Annotated in this window: 19 protein-coding genes, 1 tRNA gene and 1 pseudogene; 7 read left to right on the forward strand and 14 right to left on the reverse strand. The window is 68.4% G+C overall.

The annotated features are described in order from the left end of the window. The first annotated feature begins 103 nt into the window (after nt 1-103). Nucleotides 104-508, forward strand: coding sequence for an HIT family protein (locus ACYQ8K_RS01925; protein ID WP_459966699.1), 405 nt, complete (start codon nt 104-106; stop codon nt 506-508). Here the strand turns inward: ACYQ8K_RS01925 and ACYQ8K_RS01930 are convergent. Both ACYQ8K_RS01930 and phoP read right to left on the reverse strand, forming a co-directional pair. Continuing rightward, nucleotides 496-1,938, reverse strand: coding sequence for a sensor histidine kinase (locus ACYQ8K_RS01930; RefSeq protein ID WP_459966700.1), 1,443 nt, complete (start codon nt 1,936-1,938; stop codon nt 496-498). The genes ACYQ8K_RS01925 and ACYQ8K_RS01930 overlap by 13 nt on opposite strands. Nucleotides 1,939-1,960: 22 nt before the next feature. After that, complete coding sequence (gene phoP, locus ACYQ8K_RS01935; RefSeq protein ID WP_459966701.1) at nt 1,961-2,680, reverse strand: two-component system response regulator PhoP; 720 nt, start codon at nt 2,678-2,680, stop codon at nt 1,961-1,963. A gap of 158 nt (nt 2,681-2,838) precedes the next feature. Here phoP and ACYQ8K_RS01940 point away from each other — a divergent pair, with 158 nt between their 5' ends. Then, nucleotides 2,839-3,555, forward strand: a complete 717-nt coding sequence (locus ACYQ8K_RS01940) for a hypothetical protein (RefSeq protein ID WP_459966702.1) — start codon at nt 2,839-2,841, stop codon at nt 3,553-3,555. Nucleotides 3,556-3,583: 28 nt separating this feature from the next. Beyond that, a tRNA-Thr gene (locus tag ACYQ8K_RS01945) sits at nt 3,584-3,655 on the forward strand. Nucleotides 3,656-4,730: 1,075 nt separating this feature from the next. Here the strand turns inward: ACYQ8K_RS01945 and ACYQ8K_RS01950 are convergent. Then, nucleotides 4,731-5,057 carry a protein UsfY gene (locus ACYQ8K_RS01950; RefSeq protein ID WP_459966703.1) on the reverse strand — a complete coding sequence of 109 codons (327 nt, stop codon included), beginning with the start codon at nt 5,055-5,057 and terminating at the stop codon, nt 4,731-4,733. A 131-nt stretch (nt 5,058-5,188) separates the two neighbouring features. Further along, nucleotides 5,189-5,977: a DUF732 domain-containing protein gene (locus ACYQ8K_RS01955; RefSeq protein ID WP_459966705.1), complete on the reverse strand. Its 789-nt coding sequence runs from the start codon at nt 5,975-5,977 to the stop codon at nt 5,189-5,191. A gap of 153 nt (nt 5,978-6,130) precedes the next feature. Here ACYQ8K_RS01955 and ACYQ8K_RS01960 point away from each other — a divergent pair, with 153 nt between their 5' ends. Beyond that, nucleotides 6,131-7,078: a lytic transglycosylase domain-containing protein gene (locus tag ACYQ8K_RS01960; RefSeq protein WP_459966706.1), complete on the forward strand. Its 948-nt coding sequence runs from the start codon at nt 6,131-6,133 to the stop codon at nt 7,076-7,078. An 8-nt stretch (nt 7,079-7,086) separates the two neighbouring features. Here the strand turns inward: ACYQ8K_RS01960 and ACYQ8K_RS01965 are convergent, their stop codons facing one another. From ACYQ8K_RS01965 to ACYQ8K_RS01985, 5 genes are all read right to left on the reverse strand, one after another. After that, nucleotides 7,087-7,326, reverse strand: a complete 240-nt coding sequence (locus ACYQ8K_RS01965; RefSeq protein ID WP_007772536.1) for a hypothetical protein — start codon at nt 7,324-7,326, stop codon at nt 7,087-7,089. 100 nt (nt 7,327-7,426) lie between these two features. Beyond that, nucleotides 7,427-8,413 carry an MAP_0585 family protein gene (locus tag ACYQ8K_RS01970; RefSeq protein ID WP_459966825.1) on the reverse strand — a complete coding sequence of 329 codons (987 nt, stop codon included), beginning with the start codon at nt 8,411-8,413 and terminating at the stop codon, nt 7,427-7,429. A gap of 41 nt (nt 8,414-8,454) precedes the next feature. Then, nucleotides 8,455-8,925 carry a lipoprotein LpqH gene (locus ACYQ8K_RS01975; RefSeq protein ID WP_459966707.1) on the reverse strand — a complete coding sequence of 157 codons (471 nt, stop codon included), beginning with the start codon at nt 8,923-8,925 and terminating at the stop codon, nt 8,455-8,457. Nucleotides 8,926-9,107: 182 nt separating this feature from the next. After that, nucleotides 9,108-9,776, reverse strand: a complete 669-nt coding sequence (locus ACYQ8K_RS01980) for a S1 family peptidase (protein WP_459966708.1) — start codon at nt 9,774-9,776, stop codon at nt 9,108-9,110. 88 nt (nt 9,777-9,864) lie between these two features. Beyond that, the gene (locus ACYQ8K_RS01985) at nt 9,865-10,740 is read right to left on the reverse strand and encodes an alpha/beta fold hydrolase (RefSeq protein WP_459966709.1); all 876 of its coding nucleotides are present in this window, start codon (nt 10,738-10,740) and stop codon (nt 9,865-9,867) included. A 115-nt stretch (nt 10,741-10,855) separates the two neighbouring features. On the opposite strand from ACYQ8K_RS01985, the gene ACYQ8K_RS01990 reads away from it, so the two are divergent. Beyond that, complete coding sequence (locus ACYQ8K_RS01990; protein ID WP_459966710.1) at nt 10,856-12,349, forward strand: amidase; 1,494 nt, start codon at nt 10,856-10,858, stop codon at nt 12,347-12,349. Nucleotides 12,350-12,366: 17 nt separating this feature from the next. Here the strand turns inward: ACYQ8K_RS01990 and ACYQ8K_RS01995 are convergent, their stop codons facing one another. The 3 genes and pseudogenes from ACYQ8K_RS01995 to ACYQ8K_RS02005 all read right to left on the reverse strand — a co-directional run. Then, on the reverse strand, nt 12,367-12,543 hold the full coding sequence (locus tag ACYQ8K_RS01995) for a hypothetical protein (protein WP_459966711.1): 177 nt from the start codon (nt 12,541-12,543) through the stop codon (nt 12,367-12,369). Between the two features lie 22 nt (nt 12,544-12,565). Beyond that, nucleotides 12,566-12,754 (reverse strand): hypothetical protein, encoded by a 189-nt coding sequence (locus ACYQ8K_RS02000; protein ID WP_459966712.1) that lies wholly within the window; start codon nt 12,752-12,754, stop codon nt 12,566-12,568. Nucleotides 12,755-12,855: 101 nt separating this feature from the next. Next, nucleotides 12,856-13,038, reverse strand: a pseudogene (locus ACYQ8K_RS02005) (C4-dicarboxylate ABC transporter); the annotation flags it as partial. Between the two features lie 91 nt (nt 13,039-13,129). Here ACYQ8K_RS02005 and ACYQ8K_RS02010 point away from each other — a divergent pair. Continuing rightward, entirely contained in the window at nt 13,130-13,372 is a 243-nt protein-coding gene (locus ACYQ8K_RS02010; RefSeq protein WP_459966826.1) for a hypothetical protein, read from the forward strand. A gap of 347 nt (nt 13,373-13,719) precedes the next feature. Then, nucleotides 13,720-15,285, forward strand: a complete 1,566-nt coding sequence (locus ACYQ8K_RS02015) for an LCP family protein (protein ID WP_459966713.1) — start codon at nt 13,720-13,722, stop codon at nt 15,283-15,285. A 44-nt stretch (nt 15,286-15,329) separates the two neighbouring features. Here ACYQ8K_RS02015 and ACYQ8K_RS02020 read toward each other — a convergent pair whose 3' ends face one another. Both ACYQ8K_RS02020 and ACYQ8K_RS02025 read right to left on the reverse strand, forming a co-directional pair. Continuing rightward, complete coding sequence (locus ACYQ8K_RS02020; protein ID WP_459966714.1) at nt 15,330-16,121, reverse strand: SDR family NAD(P)-dependent oxidoreductase; 792 nt, start codon at nt 16,119-16,121, stop codon at nt 15,330-15,332. Nucleotides 16,122-16,134: 13 nt separating this feature from the next. Then, nucleotides 16,135-16,965: an SDR family oxidoreductase gene (locus ACYQ8K_RS02025; RefSeq protein ID WP_448295783.1), complete on the reverse strand. Its 831-nt coding sequence runs from the start codon at nt 16,963-16,965 to the stop codon at nt 16,135-16,137. Between the last annotated feature and the right edge of the window lie 50 nt (nt 16,966-17,015).

The following is a 17,015-nucleotide window of genomic DNA, read 5'->3' on the forward strand; positions in this document are numbered from 1 at the left end:
CAGCAGCCGAACTCATCGGCACGCGCCGAGATTGCTTTGCGGCTCGCGGCGCGAGTGCGACCACAGCCGCTACCGCAATTTCGACGCACCTATGCTGGGCCCCATGGCGTCGATCTTCACCAAGATCATCAACCGTGAGCTTCCCGGCCGCTTCGTCTACGAGGACGACGACGTCGTCGCGTTCCTGACGATCGAGCCGATGACGCAGGGACACACGCTCGTCGTGCCGCGCGCCGAAATCGACAACTGGCAGGACGTCGACGGCCCGGCCTTCGCCCGGGTCATGGAAGTGAGCCAGCTGATCGGCAAGGCGGTGAGCAAGGCGTTCAGAACCGAGCGGTCCGGCCTGATCATCGCCGGGCTGGAGGTGCCGCACCTGCACGTGCACGTGTTCCCCACCCGCAGCCTCAGCGACTTCGGCTTCGCCAACGTCGACCGCAACCCGTCGGCGGAATCGCTGGACGAGGCGCAGGCCAAGATCAAGGCGGCGCTGGCTCAGTTGGCGTGAACCGGCTCGGACGCGGGCACGTCGCTGACGCGCGGCAGCGTCACCCGGAAGCGGCAGCCTTCGCCGGGCGCGGTGGTCACGCTGACGGCACCGCCGTGCGCGCGCACCAACGACTCGACGATGGATAGCCCCAATCCGGTACCGCCGCTGGCCCGCGCCCGCGACGAGTCGGTGCGATAGAACCGCTCGAAGACGCGCGACGCGTCCTCCTGGCTCATGCCGGGACCCTGGTCCGCCACTTCGAGCACCGCGTCGCCGCCGTCCGTGCCGACCCGCAGGGTGAGGGGGGCGCTTTCCGGGGTGTGCTGCAGGGCGTTGGCGACCAGGTTGCTCAGCACCTGGCGGATCCGCGCCTCATCACCGAGCACCTCCGGGGTGCCGGGACCGTCCAGGACCTCCATGGTGATAGTGCGCCCGGGGTCCATCGCCTGGCCGTCGTGCACGGCATCGCTGGCCAGCGCCAGCAGGTCCACCCGATGGTGTTCCAGGGGGCGTTGCACATCGAGGCGGGCCAGCAACAACAGGTCGTCGACCAGCAGGCCCATCCGGGACGCCTCGCTCTCGATGCGCGACAACAGCATCGCGACGTCGCGGGCGGCGCCCTGGCGATACAGCTCCGCGAAGCCGCGGATGGTGGTCAGCGGCGTGCGCAGTTCGTGGCTGGCGTCGGTGATGAACCGGCGCATCCGGTGTTCGGAGCCGCGGGCCTTCTCCGCGGAGGACTCCGAGGACGCCAACGCCTGCTGGATCTGCGCGAGCATCCCATTCAGCGCCTGGGACAGCCGGCCCACCTCGGTCCGCGGATCTCGTTCTGGCACACGGCGATCCAGCTGACCGGCGGCGATCGCCGCCGCCGTCTGCTCGACCTCGACCAGCGGCCGCAGGCTGCGCTGCACCACCGCGAAGCTGGCGATCCCGACCACGGCCAGCACCGCCACCCCGATGCCCATCTGCAGCCAGACCAACGAGCTGACCGTGTGCTGGACGTCGGACAGGTCGATCGCGACCGTGGTCAGCCCGTGTGGACCGTGCACCGAGACGGCCCGCCACTGAATGTCCGAGCCGTTCACCGAGGGCAGCGTCGTCGGGTTGGGGCCCACGTCGTTGTTGGCCGGTAGCGCCGGTTCGGCGTTGCGGTCGTTGATGGCGGTGAACGGGGTGCCGTCGATGCTGACGCCGCGCACATAGAACTTCGACGGCGGCCGGCCCGGGTCGGGCCCCTCGTAGGGCGGCCCCGACTGCCGCCGCGGGGCCTGCGCCCAGCCGCGCGACGCGTCGAGCAGTGTGGAGTCAATGCGGCTGACCAGGCTGTGCCGCAGGATCGACGTGACCGCGATGCCGGACACGGCGAGGCCGCAGGCGACCAGGGCCAGGGTCGCGGCGACGAGCCCTATCCGAAGGGGCAATCCACGTCGAGGCTTGGTGTCCATCTACTTCTCGCAGCCAACCGGCTCAGCGCGGTTCCCGCAGCACGTAACCCACGCCGCGCAGGGTGTGCAGCAACCGCTTTTCCCCGGTGTCGATCTTGCGGCGCAGGTATGACACGTAGGACTCGACGACATTGACGTCACCTCCGAAGTCGTAGCGCCACACGTGGTCGAGGATCTTCGGTTTGCTCAACACCGTGCCGGCATTGATCACAAAGTAACGCAGCAGCGTGAATTCGGTCGGCGACAGCGAGACCGGCTGACCCGCCTTCCACACTTCGTGGGTTTCCTCGTCGAGCTCGATGTCGGCGAAAGTGAGCCGCGCGCTGCGCGGTTCGGCGCCGCCTTTGCCGGCGCGGCGCAGGATGACCCGCAACCGGGCGACGACCTCTTCGAGGCTGAACGGCTTCGTCACGTAGTCGTCGCCGCCCAGCGTCAGGCCGGCGATCTTGTCCTGCAAGGAATCCCGGGCGGTCAAGAACAGCGCGGGGGCATCGATGCCGTCGGCGCGCAGCCGCCGCAACACCCCGAACCCGTCCATGCCCGGCATCATCACGTCGAGGATCACCGCGTCGGGCCGGGCCTCGCGCGCCCGATCCAGGGCCTGGGCGCCGTTGGTCGCCGTATAGACCTCGAATCCCTGGAACTTCAAACTCACCGAGAGCAGTTCGACGATGTTGGCTTCGTCATCGACGACGAGGACGCGGGCCTCCGGTTTCGTGTCAGTGGGGGTTGTCGAAGTCATCAGATGCTCAGGTCCCTTGCTTGAAGGTTTGCTATGTGACGGTTGTGTGCTTCCTGAAAGCTCAGTGCCAACAGACTGATAGTAGTCTGCCAGGAATCATCGCATTGCCTTGGGACGTAAAGCCCTTTCCCGGCCTGCGTCGCGAATAGACTCGTGGGATGAACCTCGCCAGAAACATCGTGTCGGCTGCGACCGCGCCCGCTCGGGTGGGACTGGCCGCCGCGGACGCGGGTTTGGGCGTCGCGAGCGCGGCCGTCGGCGTCGCGAAGCGGGCGCTGGGTGAGGGCGGTGCCGGCGGTACCAACGCCATGACGTCCATGCTGGGGATCGACGACGCGATCGTCCGGGCCAACCGGCTGGCCAGGCTGCTCGACGACGATGCGCCGCTGGGCCGCGCGATCGCGGCGGACGGTCCGATCGACCGCCTGCTGCGCCCGGGCGGGGTGGTCGACATGCTGACGGCGGACGGCGGCCTGCTGGACCGGCTGACCGCCGAGGGCGGCGCGCTGCACCGCACGCTGCAACCCGGCGGGCTGGCCGATCAGCTGGTCGCCGAGGAGGGTCTGATCGAGCGGCTGCTGGCCGAGGACGGGCTGGCCGACCGGCTGCTGGCCGAGGGCGGCCTCGTCGACAAGCTGACGGCCAAGAACGGGCCGCTGGATCAGCTCGCCGACGTCGCCGACACCCTGGCCCGGCTCACACCCGGGATGGAGGCGCTCGAGCCGGCCATCGCCACGCTGCAGGACGCCGTCATCGCGCTCACCATGGTGGTCAACCCGCTGAGCAACATCGCCGACCGGATTCCGCTACCGGGTCGCCGGCGCCCGTCGTCGCGGGCGGTGCGCTCAGCACGCGTGATCGACACCGAGGACTGACCGATTAGGCTGGGTCCGGTTCGACCCCGCCTCCTTAGCTCAGTGGTAGAGCACTCGCCTTGTAAGCGAGCGGTCGTCAGTTCAATCCTGACAGGGGGCTCCGCCTCCCGACCCGTTGGTGCTGTAGAGACGCTTTCGACGTCGAACAATCTTGCGGTTGCGCCCCTCTTGTCCGCACTCTCTACAACGGATGAGAGATCGGAGTCGAACAATCCGCTTGAGAATCCAACGTCGTCGGGACGCATGCTGCCGAGTCCATGCCGCGGGTGCCGACGAGTTTCCCGTCCTGAAAGGTGAAGTAGGTCTGCTTAGCCTGATCGAGGATCTCTCCGTTACCGTTCTTGAGCTGGCCGGTGACCTGAACGGCCGTAACTAGCGACTCGGCGGCCTGCGGGTTCCGTCGCGGCCGATGTGCAGTACAGCGAAGGATTCCCTTGGAGTTCTGACCCCTTGGTCCCAGGCCTTGAGCGCGTCGTCCGGACTTATATAGGACGCGTAGAAGAGAACTCCTAGATCAGGGCCGACGAGAACTGAGCCCACTCCACGGATGTCGCTTGAAACACCCATGATTCCGTCACGCATGTCGCGCGCCCGGTCAGCGACGAGACCAGGGTCCATGTTGAGGAGTTCAGCGGCCAGTGCAACTTGATCGGGCGTCATTTTCGCACTCCGTAATCCCAGTTCGTCACCGGATGATTAGGCCAATCCATGTCTGGTGGCCACCCAAGAATCTGTCCGGTCTGTCCATCGATCGCGTACACGTTCTTGCCATCGCCGGGTTGGGTCGGTCAATCGTGCGCACAGCGCGAAGTTCGTCACAAATGCGGCACCTAGCGAGGGGTCATCGCGATCGGCAAACTGGCGCCGTTCGGGTTCGGGCTAGTTACAAGCGGCTGCACGATCTCCTTATGGCGCCCAGCATCATCACGACCACCGAGGGCGCATGATGATCGGCTGCTCTGGTCGCTCGCCGAATACGAGCGGAACCTCACCATCAAAATGGACAGCACAGAATCGGGCCGCATCTCGCGTGAGCGGCACCGGGTTCGGACGTCGCCGGATGGTGGATGGCCCCCCTCCGCGTTGCCGCCGCCAAGCGGATGAAAGCCGACGGCCAGACGGGTAAGGCAATCGCGAAATACCTTGGGCTGAGCCCGGGACGTTGTACCGCTACCTCAACGCTGACGGCGCCGCCTCGTTTGCCGATCGGCATTCGTCCCGTCCCCGATGTTCCACTCGCGGTCGAGTTTGCGGACTCGCCGTGCTTCTCTCCAGAGCCAGGCTCCGCCTGCCGCCATCGTCACCAAGGCGATGCCGGCGGCGATGAGCCCCTCCCGGTATTGGGAGTACGCGAAGCATGCGAGGCAGATCCCGTACGCCACCAGACCGGCCGCCATCAGCAGCAGTCCGGGCTCTTTGGCCGGGCTCTTCAACGCTTGCCCCACCAATGGGCGGCTGGTCCGCAGGTGGTCGACCGGGTCGGTAGCTGTGATATAGCCCACAATTTCCTCCTCAGTCGCGAGGCTACTGACCCACGCTGGGAAAACATTGAAGGTCTGCCCTTATTTACCTGGGCATTTGCGCCGGCGGCGCAAGGCCGCAGAAAGTCTCGTCTAGCTGCGAAGACGACGGGCTACGGGTGGCCCGGGATCGCGTCGAGACCGCCCTGAATGTCTTGCAGATTCCCCTGGATGCCCTGCAGGTTGCGCTCGATCGCCTGCAGGTCGGAGAGCGCGTTCTGATCGTTCTGGGAGATCTGGTTCGAGGCCGCGGGGCGGGACTGGGGGCAGTACGCGACGATCGCGCCCGCGGTGACGGCGGTGCTTTGATTGGCGTCCCAGATCGAGTTCCGCTGCACGAACCCGACCGCATCGGCGAAGTTCGGTTGGTGCGCCAGAAACTCGCAGACCGCGTGCCCCTGGTTGGTCACGTAGTCCTGGCTGGGAACCGGCACCCCCTCCTGCTTCAACGCGGCGACCAATGCCGAGTCGGCGACGTTGACCGCCGGAGCGGACGCCTTGGGCACCACCGGCGCGGGGGGCGCGGCCGACGGCGGAGTCTCCTGCGGCTGCGCCGACGAATCCTGGCGGTGCAGCGCGAACATCACCACGACCGCGGCGACCGCGGCCACCACAGACAGCGGTAACGCCGCGAACAGAGCCAGCCGACGCAGCGCGGCCACCTTCCGGCGCCGGGACGCGAGGACACCGGTCTTCCCGTCACGCGCCGGGGCGGTGGCCAGAACCTCGGTCTCCCAGTCCTCGAACGCGCCCGGCGCGGACGACCCCGCGCTGTGGGCCAAGATCTCGTCGAGCAGCGCATCGGCCTCCAGGGACGACGGCCGCCCGCCCTGCTCGCGGATCGCTTGGCGCCGCAGCGCGACGAGCCGCAACTCCGAGTCGATCTTCTCGCGGTCGCGCATATCAATCAGTTTGAGAGCACCGCGCGATTGTCACAACTACCGGTGCACAAAAGACCGTCACCGCGTTGAAGTCACCCGGTCCGATGCGACAGACTCGCGATGGGCCCACCAACCGGAGCCGGGAATTCGAGGCAATGGACGGACGTGATCGCCGTGAGCCGTGACCGGTACGCCGCGCCACTCGTCGTCGGCGCGATCGTGTTCGCGCTCGTCGGGTGTTCGGCTCCGCACCCGACAGCGGCAACCGGCCCGACCACGTCCGCACGCGTGGCCGCGCCGCCGGTGCCGACGACACGCATGGTGCCCGCCGACGCCGGAACGCCCGGTGGCGCGCAGCCGCGACTGGCGTCCGACCCCGCGCAGCTGGCCGACGACCTCGTCGCCGACGAGCGAGCGCTGCGTGATCCGGGGACAGCCGAGCCGGCGTTGACGGCCGCGGCGCATCGCGAGCAGGCGGCCTACCGCGCGATCGGACGCCACCCGGAATGGGACGCCACCACGCGCCCGCGCATCCCGCCGGAACTGGTCGACGCCTACGACCGCAACGTCGACGCCCGTCGCCAACTCACCGCGTTGACCCCGGTGCGAGAAACCCTGCCGGCGTGGCGAATCGAGCCGCCGGCGCCGGCCGGCGAGCTGCTGAACTACTACCACCAGGCGGAAACGGAATCCGGGGTCGGCTGGAACTACCTGGCCGCGATCAACTTCGTCGAAAGCCGCTTCGGCAGCATCGTCGGTGCGAGCACCGCCGGCGCCCAGGGCCCCATGCAGTTCCTGCCCTCGACGTTCGCCGGCTACGGCCAGGGCGGCGACATCCATTCACCGCACGACAGCATCCTGGCGGCGGGCCGCTTCCTGGCCGCCAACGGCTTCGCCAACGATCGTGATCACGCCATCTACGGCTACAACCACGCCAGCGAATACGTGCGCGCGGTCGACCAGTACGCGGCGCTGATCGCCGCCGATCCCGCGACGTTCGCCGCCTACTACCGCTGGGACGTCTACTGCCTGACGACGGCGGGCGACGTGCTGCTGCCCATCGGCTACGACGAGGCGTCACCGATCCCGGCCGCGGCGTATGTGGCGGCCCATCCGCAGTAGCCGCGCGGTCAGAGATACTTGCGGGCGATGTCCTGCAGGTGCGATCGCACGTCTTGACCGGTGGCCTTCTCCAGCCTGATGCCGAGCTCGCCCGCGAGATTCACGAAGCCCATCAAGAGCATCAGGTCGCCGTCGGGCTCGTCGAGCACGTTCTCCACCAGCCGGCTCCAGGTGAAGTCGGGCCCGCCGTCGGACGACCAAGCCGTCATGACGTCGATGGCTCGGCGAACGTTCTCCCTCACGTCCATTCACGGAGCCTGCCATGCCGGCGACCCCGCCGCAGGGCTGAGGAAACGCGTCAGCGGGCGCGCCGAAGAACGGCTGCGCCCGCTGACATCGGATCAACGATCAGTAGAGCGGCACCCACACACCGAAGAACCAGTAGCCCCAACCCCCGTACTGCCAGTTGAAGACCGGGAGAACGGTGAAGGTGTTGTAGTTGAAGGGTCCGAAGTCGGCACGTGCGGCAGCCACATCACGCGGCGGACCGTCCCACGGCCGGTTCCAGCCCCCCGGAGGCGGCGGACCGTCCCAGCCTCCCGGAGGCGGCGGGCCCTCCCAGTGTGGCGGCGGGTGGCCCGGAGCCGGGCCGTCGTTCCAGCCGTAGCCGTGCTCGCGCGGCGGCGGGGGCGCCCCGTGACCCACGATGCTGAACTGGACATCAGGGCCCGCGGGACCACCGATCTGCGCGCTGGCGGTGACCACATCGTGGCGCGGGATGTACGGCGGGTGCGGCGGCTGCGTGGCCGGCGGATTCAGCGCCTCGTACCGCTGCCGGTTGTTCGGCGGCGGGTTCTGGTTCGCGGGCGCATTGGTCTGCCCGCCCTGCCCCGGCGGATTTTGGCCGTGCTCGTTGGGCGGGTTGTTCTGCCCCGTCTGGGCCGGGTTCTGCCCGTGCTGGTTGGGCTGCGGGGTGTTGCCGCCGCCCTGCGGCGGGTTGTTCTGACCGCCCTGCGGCGGGTTGTTCTGACCACCCTGCGGGGGGTTGTTCTGTCCGCCTTGCGGCGGGTTGTTCTGACCACCCTGCGGCGGGGTGTTCTGACCACCCTGCGGCGGGGTGTTCTGACCGCCCTGCGCGGGCGGACTGTTGTGCCCGCCCTGCGGCGGGTTGGCCGGCCCGCCCTGCGCCGGCGGAGTGTTACCGCCGCCCGGCTGACCACCTGGCTGGCCGCCCGGGCCGCCGGGGTTACCCCCGCCGCCACCACCACCGCCGTGGCAATTCGGGCACGGGGGCGGCGGGTCGAGCGGGGCCGAGTAGGCCGACCCTGCGTTCAGCGTCGCCGCGGAGATACTCAGGCCAGCGGCCAACGCGGCGGCGCTCACGACACGTTTCATAGACATAGCTGCGTCCCCTCTTGGGAGTTGTCGCACCTGCACTACGGGCAGGTGAGATCCAACTCGAATGGCTTGGTCACCTGCTGCGGTTGCTGCGGGTTGCTCATGTCGGTACCGGTAGCGGTGCCCTTGATCGCCCAATCCTTGCCCTTGACCGCGGCCCCGGCACTGCCGCTCTGGTTGGGCGCGGCGTCGGAGAACCCGAGTGCGACACCGTTGACGGTGCCCAGCCCGACCGAATGCACCAGCGGCGGGTTGCCGTTGCTGACCACGGCACCGAGACCGGCGGTCGGGTCACCGATGCCGATGGTGATGTTGTCACCGGCAGTGTTGCAGGTGACCTGCCCGCTGATGTTCTGATTCTGCCCGTCGACGGTGAGCACCGGACCCGATGCGGCCGGCGCCGCCGACGAGCCGGACGACCCGGTACTGGACTTGTTGCTCGAACATCCGGCGCTGGCGGCGACCACCAGGGCCACCCCGGCTACGCCGACCACGATCCCACGCTTCACTACTGCTTCCCTTCGTGTCGCTGGTTCCGCTGCCTCTTACGTCGGCCGCGTCTACACAAATGAACTAGCTGGCCCCGCGGGCCGACGCGTTACGGCCGGTCCACCTGATACCCGGTACCCGAGAAATGCAAACGCTACGTTACGTGCCCCTGGTTGCCCGATCACCGGCCCGCGCGCGCCCCTCACGGAAGCACCCGGAGCCCCCACTTGCCCAACAGCGGATTGATGAGCATGAAGTAGGTCGTGTAGTCATCGCCGTCGGGCGATGACATCAACAGGCCGACCGCGCTGACGGTACCGTCCGGGTTCATCACGAAGCCGGGACTGCCGCTGTCGCCGTCCAGGCTGAACACGCTGGCTTCGACCACGTCACCATTGATGCCTTTGACGGCGCCACACGTCTCACCGGTTACGGCGCCGATCTTGCAAAACGGCATGCCGACCTGAATCTGCTGGCGGCTCAATACATCCCGAACCTGATACCTGCCGCCGACGTCACCCACCGGCATGCCGACACTGGGCTCCAGACGGATGATCGCGGCGTCTCGCTTGTCGCCGTCGTGCTCGCTGGCCGAGATCCTGCCCAGCGGAGCGTCATTGCCGTAGGTCCATTCGTTGCCGTCGTGCGAGTCGCAGTGCCCGCTGGTCATCAGGTAGTAACTTCCGTCGGATCCCTGGGCCGCGAATCCGGCTGTGCACCTGCCGGATTCGTGATCGACGCCGATGCCCGGCGAGGGCGGGGGCGACGGCAGGGCCGGGGGCGGCGCTGCCAGAGCGGTTTTCGCCGCCGCCGTCGCGGTCACCATCACCGCTCCCAACAGCCCCAACCCCCGCAACCACGGTATGGTCACGCCGTCCTCCTCCGCTTGCGCCCGGCAGATAGTAGCAGCGCCGCCAACCCGAAATGAGGTGGCGACCAGTCCGTTCCGGGCACGTGGTTCACCCGGCGTCGACGTGCCGGGCAAGGAAGTCCAGCACGGCGCCGGCGAAGATGTCGTTGCGGTCGCCGGCCACCATGTGTCCGGCGCCGCGGACATCGGTGAATTCGACCTGCGGGAAACGCGTGAGGAATTCGTCGGCGCGCTCCTGGCTGACCAGGTCGCTCATCTGACCGCGGACGAGCAGGATGGGCACCCCGCCGCGCACGATCGACTCGACGGCGGCGTGCATCCGGTCGGGGTCGGTGACCTCGAATGGCGGGAAAGCGGCAGTGCCGCTGATGAATTGCGGATCCCAGTGCCAGTACCACCGATCGCCGCGGCGGCGCAGGTTGGTGGTCAGGCCCTCCAGATCGGTCGGTCGCGGCCGGTGCGGGTTGTATTCGGCGATCGCGTCGGCGACTTCGTCGAGTGAGCCGAAGCCCGATTCCACCCGGTCGGCCATGAAGGCATGGATCCGGTTCGCGCCCGACTGGTCCATGTTCGGCACGATGTCCACCAACACGACCGCACTGGCGATGCCCGGGCACAGCTCCCCGGCGAGCAGCATCGACGTGAAACCGCCCAGCGAGGCACCGACCAACACCGGGCGCGGGGGCAGCGTGCGCAGCACCTCTTGGACGTCGGCGGCGAAACTGACGACGCGGTAATCGCCGTCGTCCGACCAGTCCGATTCGCCATGGCCGCGCAGGTCGACGGTGACGGCCTGCCAGCCACGCGCGGCGACGGCGGCCGCCGCCTTGCCCCAGGACCGGCGGGTCTGTCCGCCGCCGTGCAAGAACACCACGGCGCGCGCCCGCGGATCCCCCAGGCGGTCGGCGACGATCTGCACCCCGCCGGGGCCCTGGATCGTAAACGGTTCGGCTGCCGTGGGCATCAGGTGATACTAAGGCGCCCCCGCGAAAAGCTCGCGTTGGCTTAACGTCAACGGCATGCGGCGGCGTCAATCAAGACGACGCCGCGCGCACCCGGACCAGAGCCGAGGAGAACGCATGCATCTTGACGAGTACATGTCGCTGGATGCGACCGCCCTGGCTGAGCTGGTCGAGCGCAAGCAGGTCACCCCGGCCGAGCTGCTCGCCCTGGCGCGGCAACGAGCGGACGCGGTGAATCCACGCCTGAACGCCATCGTGTGTCGCCTCGACGACGCCGCCGACCGCCAGGCCGCCGACCCGAAGCTGAGCGGGCGGTTCGCCGGTGTGCCGTTCCTGATCAAGGACCTCGGCCAGGAATACCGCGGCTTTGCCACGTCGTGCGGGTCGCGCTCGCTGGCCCACGACGTGGCGGACCGGCACGCGCTGGTCACCCAGCGATTCCTGGACGCGGGACTGGTGATCTTCGGGAAGACGAACACCCCGGAGTTCGGGGCCAAGGGCGTCACGGAACCCGACTACTGGGGCCCTGCCCGCAACCCGTGGAACACCGGGCACACGCCCGGCGGCTCCTCGGGCGGATCGGGGGCGGCCGTGGCGGCGGGCATCGTTCCCGCCGCCGGCGCCAACGACGGCGGCGGGTCGATCCGCATACCCGCCGCGTGCAACGGGCTGGTCGGCCTCAAACCCAGCCGGGGCCTGGCGCCGTACGGCCCACAGACCGGTGAACTGATGCTGGGCATGGCGACCCAGGGCGTGGTGTCGCGCACCGTGCGCGACAGTGCGGCGCTGCTCGACGCGATCGTCGGGCCCCACCCGGGCGCCGCCTATCGGGCTGCGCTGCCCGACAAGCCCTTTGGCGAACAGATCAGGCACCGTCCGGGCACCCTGAAAATCGGCTACTCGGCGCGCTCGGCAATCAATGCGCGGCCGGACCGCGAGGCCGTCGCCGCGGTCGAAAAGGCCGCCGCGCTCTTGCGCGAGTTGGGCCATCAGGTCGATGAGGTCGCGCCGCCCTACGACGACGCCGCGCTGGGCCGTGACTTCCTGACCATCTGGTTCGCCCAGCTATACCAGCAAGTCGCCGACATCAAACGGCGAACCGGCGCGCGCGACAACGACTTTGAGGCCGATACCCTGGCCATCGCCGAACTCGGCCGATCCGGCGGCGTGCTACCCGTCATGTCCGCGCTGGAAAACCGGAACGACTACATCCAATCCCTGGCCGCGTTCCACGACAGCTACGACTTCTTTGTCACCCCGACGCTGGCCACCCCGCCCCTCGCGGTGGGTGCCACGACAACGTCGGCGGTGTTGCAGCGGGTGGCCCGGCTGGTCAGCAGGGTGCGGGCCGGAAAGCTGATGGGGCTCAGCGGGATCCTCGACGACCTGATCCAGGAGAGTCTGGGCTGGGTGCCCTACACGCAGCTGGCCAACCTGACCGGCCGGCCGGCGATCAGCGTGCCACTGCACTGGACCGACGCCGGGCTACCGCTAGGTGTGCAATTCGTCGGGAAGCTGGGCGCGGACGGCGATCTGCTGCAGTTGGCCGCGCAGCTCGAGGAGGCGCGCCCGTGGGCTGACCGCCATCCGGCGCCCGTGACCCCGAATTAGTGTGTGGCTGAACGACTCTACGCGGTGGGCCGGTCGCCTTCGCCCGCGCTCGCGCCACGCCACAGGCGCGCGAAGCGCCGGGCGATGTCACCGAGGCGACCGCCCGCGTGCTGCGAAGCCTTGATGCGGCCAAGGGTCTCCCGCCCCTCGTTCGCGTAGTCCTTGACGGATTCGTCGCCCTCTTCGGCGCGCATGTCTGCTCTCCAATCGTGATTGTCATTCCGGCGCCTGACGCTCGGGTGGTTCCGAGGGCGTCAAGCGCTCGGGCGGTTCTGCCGGCGTCAGCCGTTCGGGCGGTTCCGTCGGCGTGAGCCGCTCCGGCGCCTCGCCGGGAGTGCCCGGCTGCGTGGGCTCCGAATTCTGCGGCCGCTCCGCCGAAAACGGCCTGAGGCGTGTGTCGATCATGCTCAGTCCTCTGCTCGGCTCATACCCGCGTACCCGTCGTACCGGGGCAGCCAAACGCTCGCGGCGGCACCAGAACCTCCGCGCCGGCGTCCCTAGCGGTGGGGGGTCGCGCCGCAGAAGTTCGCCATCTGCGGATTACGCGCGTGGCTGCGCGCCACGGCCGGATGGCGCAGCCAATCGATCCCCGTGCCCATCACCGAGGCGAACCAGTTCGGCCCGATGTTGCCGAGCACCTCGACCCGGGTGCGCACCGGGGATGCGTCGTGCTGGTTCGCAATTGCCACAGGTGCAGAACCTACTGCGCCGCGCGCTGAAGCGGCCGGATCCGCCGCTTACACTCCTTCCGTGGTTAATCCGGCGCAGCCGAGGTCGGCGGTGAACAGGGTTCCGCTGCTCGTCGGCGTTGCCACCGTCGTGCTGCTTGCCGTCCTCGCCGCACCCATCAAGCAACGATGCGGTGCGCCGGGATTTACGTGCGCGTCGGCGCTGGACAACGACGGCAACATCCACTTCTACTACGAGGTCGAACCCGTCGGTGTCTACCTCGCCGAAATCGCCACCGGCACCAACATCGCGCTGTTCTACAGCTGCGGTGAGGACCTGGTCAAAGCCCGGTAGCCGACGGTGGTGGTTTGCTGGCCCGGCCGGCGGGGCAACGGTGCGGCTGGCCGTATCCGCTGGATAACAAGTTCGGATCGATCCGGGCGCCGACGTGGCCGGTCCGAGACCTTGCGGAGACCACCGCGACCGCGACCGGGCAGAACATGCTGGTAGATCGGGTACGACGGGCACGAATCGGGGCTGGTCGGCCCGACGAGCGCCCCTGCGACGCCCGTGTGACGGGTGCTCTCGATTGGGGGCTTCATAGCAAGCTAACGCATACTTGTGACCATGCTTGAAGCGACATCGCCGCGCGGCACCGTTGCGGTGCCTGGTGATGTGCTGGGCGTGGGCAGAGGTTTGTGATGGCCCGCTCGGGCGGCGCCCATCGCCGTCATCGAGCCGTCCGTCAACCCTCCCGTATACGCAAGGGGCTGACGCGCACCCTGGGCGCGCTCGTCTCCGTGGCGGCCGTGGGGCTCACCGGGGCGGGCTACTACGTGGCACACGGCGCGTTGGGCGGCATCACGGTCTCGAACGCCCTGCAGCCCGACGATCCGCGGTCCAGCGGCGACAACATGAACATCCTGCTGATCGGGCTGGACTCGCGTAAGGACCAGGACGGCAACGACCTGCCCAACTCGATCCTGAAGCATCTGCACGCCGGCGACTCCGACGACGGCGGCTACAACACCAACACGATGATCCTGGTGCACGTCAGCGCCGACAACAGAGTGGTGGCCTTCTCGATCCCCCGCGACGACTGGGTGCCCTTCACCGGCGTCCCGGGATACAACCACATCAAGATCAAAGAGGCGTACGGGCTGACCAAGCAGTATGTCGCACAAAAGCTGGCCAACCAGGGCAACAGCACCCAGAAGGAACTCGAAACCAAGGGCCGCGAGGCGGGGCGGGCGGCGACGCTGCGCGCGGTGCGAAACCTGACCGGCGTCCCCATCGACTACTTCGCCGAGGTCAATCTGGCGGGCTTCTTCGACCTGGCGCAGACCCTCGGCGGCGTCGACGTCTGCCTGAATCACCCCGTGTACGACGAGTATTCGGGCGCCGACTTCCCGGCCGGGCGGCAGCGGCTGGACGCGTCCGAGGCGCTGTCGTTCGTCCGGCAGCGGCACGGCCTGGACAACGGCGACCTGGACCGCACCCACCGGCAACAGGCGTTCATCTCGTCGGTCATGCAGGAGTTGCAGGCCGCGGGCACCTTCACCAACATCGACAAGCTGAAGAACCTGATGGCGGTGGCACGCAAGGATGTGGTGCTCTCGTCGGGCTGGAACGACGACATGATCCAACGGCTCGGTGGGCTGGCCGGCGGCAACGTCGAGTTCCGGACGCTGCCGGTGGTGCGCTACGACACCATCGACGGCCAGGACGTCAACATCGTCGACCCGGCGGCGATCAAGGCCGAGGTGGCGGCGGCGATCGGCTCCGACACCTCGACGACGACAGCGCCGGCCACCACCGCCGTGCAACCCGACCCGTCCACGGTGGTCGACGTGGTCAACTCCGGCAGCATGAGCGGTCTGGCCCGCGAGGTGTCACGCGCGCTGAAAAAGAAGGGCTACACCCCCGGCCAGGTCCGCGACCGCGAATCCGGCGACCCGACCACCACCACGGTGGAGTACGGCGCCGGCGCGCAGACCGACGCGCAGAACCTGGCCAGCCTGCTCGGCGTGGACGCGCCCAAGCAGCCCAGCGCCAGCATCGCGGCCGGACACATCCGGCTCACCGTGGACACCAATTTCTCGATGCCTACGCCCGACGAGACCCAGATGGACGACTCGACGAGCACCAGCTCCAGCACGACGTCGACCAAGGCCAAGAGCTACTACTACAACGGCACGACCACGACGTATCCGACGCCCGATCAGGGAAAGCCGATCGACGGCGGCGGCGTGCCCTGCGTCAACTAGCGGCCGTCGCAGCGCGGCCACGCCGCCACCGACTGAGCCACGCTCTAGGCGTGCGTGCCGCCGTCCATCCGTATTTCGGTGCCCGTGATCCAGGCGCCGTCGTCTGAGACCAGCATGGCGATCACACCGGCGACCGCTTCGGGTCCGGCCATTCCCGCGCCGCTGGATTCGGTCGTGGTCGGCAGGATCGGCATCAGCCGGGGAAACAGCGACCAGTCGGCGTCCTTGGGGATGTAGCCGCCGGTGGCATCGGTGATGCCGGACTTGATGCTGCCCGGGGCGACGCACGCCGCGCGCAGGCCGTCCTTGGCGTATTCCAGCGCCAGCGAATGAGTGAAGGCCTGGATGCCGCCCTTGCTCGCGGCGTAGGCGGCCATGTACGGGTGCGCGAACGACGCCGAGGTGGAACTGAAGTTCACGATCGCGCTGCGGGGATTCGCCAGCAGGGACGGGAGCGCTTCGCGCACCACCAGGAAGGTGCCCGTCAGGTTGACCGCGATGATCCGGTTCCACTGCTCGAGGCTGGTCTCGTGGGTGTGCCAGGCGCGCAGGATGCCCGCCGCGTTCACCAGTGAATCCAGCCCGCCCAGCTTCTCGACGGCCGAGCCCACGCCGTCGATCACCGAGTCCTCGTCGCCGACGTCCATCGGCATCGTGGTCAGCCGGTCGGCGGTGCCGGCCTCGCCGGCCTGGCCCTGCGTGTTGCCCAGGCCCTCGGTCGAGACGTCGGCGGCCACCACGTCGGCGCCCTCGCTCAGTAACCGTAGCGCGGTGGCCTGACCGATCCCCGAGGCCGCGCCGGTGACCAGGATCCGTTTGCCCTCAAGCCTTTTCATCTATTTCTCCCGGCTAGACCACTCCGCGGAGCGCGTCGGCGCCGAAGGCCGGTTCCAGCATCGCCGAGAAATCCGGGCCGCGGCGCAGCAGCACCCCGCCGTCGACGTTGATGATCTGGCCGGTCACGTAGCTGGACGCGTCGCTGAGCAGAAACATCGCGACATTCGCGATGTCTTCGACCTCGCCCGGTCGGGGCAGCGGCGTGATGGCGCGGTAGTCGGCGCTCAGCTCGGGCGAATCGAGGATGGGGGCCACCAGCTCGGTGCGGATCAGGCCGGGGCGAATGCTGTTGACCCGCACCCATGATGCCCCGAGTTCGTCGGCGGCCAACTGCATCAGGTGGTCCAGCGCCGATTTGCCGACGCCGTAGGCGCCGAACCAGCGGTGGGTGTTGCTGGCCGCGATCGACGAAATGCCGACGAACGATCCGCCGCCACCGCGCACCAGCTCGCGCGCGGAGTGCTTGAGCACGTACATGGTTCCGTTGACGTTGAGGTCGATGGTCCGTCGCCACAACTCCGAGTCGATCTGGGTGATCGGCCCGATGGTCTCCGATCCGCCCGCGCAGTGCACCACGCCGTGCAGCCGGCCATGCCAGGCCGTCACGGCGTCGACGGCGCGCGCCGCCTCCTCTTCGTTGGTGATGTCGGCGGGCTCGTACCGAATGGAGCCGTCGCCGGGCAGGGCTTCGATCTCCTTGACGGCCGCCGCGAGCCGATCGGCGTTACGGCCGACGATCATGACGGAGGCGCCGGCCGCGACCAGCCCGGTGGCCACGCCTTTGCCGATCCCGCTGCCGCCGCCGGTGATCAGATAGGTCCGGTCTTCGAACGAAAGCTGCACGCGAGGCCCTTTCAAACTGGAACAAGTTCTAGCTATAGAAGCATGTCCCC

The sequence above is a fragment of the Mycobacterium sp. MUNTM1 genome (genome assembly GCF_054660795.1).

What these genes read in the sequence shown, in the direction of transcription:
- ACYQ8K_RS02000 (WP_459966712.1), bottom strand. Translation starts at nt 12,754, where the DNA reads ATGATCGACACACGCCTCAGGCCGTTTTCGGCGGAGCGGCCGCAGAAT.
- ACYQ8K_RS01995 (WP_459966711.1), bottom strand. Translation starts at nt 12,543, where the DNA reads ATGCGCGCCGAAGAGGGCGACGAATCCGTCAAGGACTACGCGAACGAG.
- ACYQ8K_RS01970 (WP_459966825.1), bottom strand. Translation starts at nt 8,413, where the DNA reads ATGAAACGTGTCGTGAGCGCCGCCGCGTTGGCCGCTGGCCTGAGTATC.
- ACYQ8K_RS02015 (WP_459966713.1), top strand. Translation starts at nt 13,720, where the DNA reads ATGGCCCGCTCGGGCGGCGCCCATCGCCGTCATCGAGCCGTCCGTCAA.
- ACYQ8K_RS02020 (WP_459966714.1), bottom strand. Translation starts at nt 16,121, where the DNA reads ATGAAAAGGCTTGAGGGCAAACGGATCCTGGTCACCGGCGCGGCCTCG.
- ACYQ8K_RS01940 (WP_459966702.1), top strand. Translation starts at nt 2,839, where the DNA reads ATGAACCTCGCCAGAAACATCGTGTCGGCTGCGACCGCGCCCGCTCGG.
- ACYQ8K_RS01965 (WP_007772536.1), bottom strand. Translation starts at nt 7,326, where the DNA reads ATGGACGTGAGGGAGAACGTTCGCCGAGCCATCGACGTCATGACGGCT.
- ACYQ8K_RS01990 (WP_459966710.1), top strand. Translation starts at nt 10,856, where the DNA reads ATGCATCTTGACGAGTACATGTCGCTGGATGCGACCGCCCTGGCTGAG.
- ACYQ8K_RS01955 (WP_459966705.1), bottom strand. Translation starts at nt 5,977, where the DNA reads ATGCGCGACCGCGAGAAGATCGACTCGGAGTTGCGGCTCGTCGCGCTG.
- ACYQ8K_RS01925 (WP_459966699.1), top strand. Translation starts at nt 104, where the DNA reads ATGGCGTCGATCTTCACCAAGATCATCAACCGTGAGCTTCCCGGCCGC.
- ACYQ8K_RS01985 (WP_459966709.1), bottom strand. Translation starts at nt 10,740, where the DNA reads ATGCCCACGGCAGCCGAACCGTTTACGATCCAGGGCCCCGGCGGGGTG.
- phoP (WP_459966701.1), bottom strand. Translation starts at nt 2,680, where the DNA reads ATGACTTCGACAACCCCCACTGACACGAAACCGGAGGCCCGCGTCCTC.
- ACYQ8K_RS01930 (WP_459966700.1), bottom strand. Translation starts at nt 1,938, where the DNA reads ATGGACACCAAGCCTCGACGTGGATTGCCCCTTCGGATAGGGCTCGTC.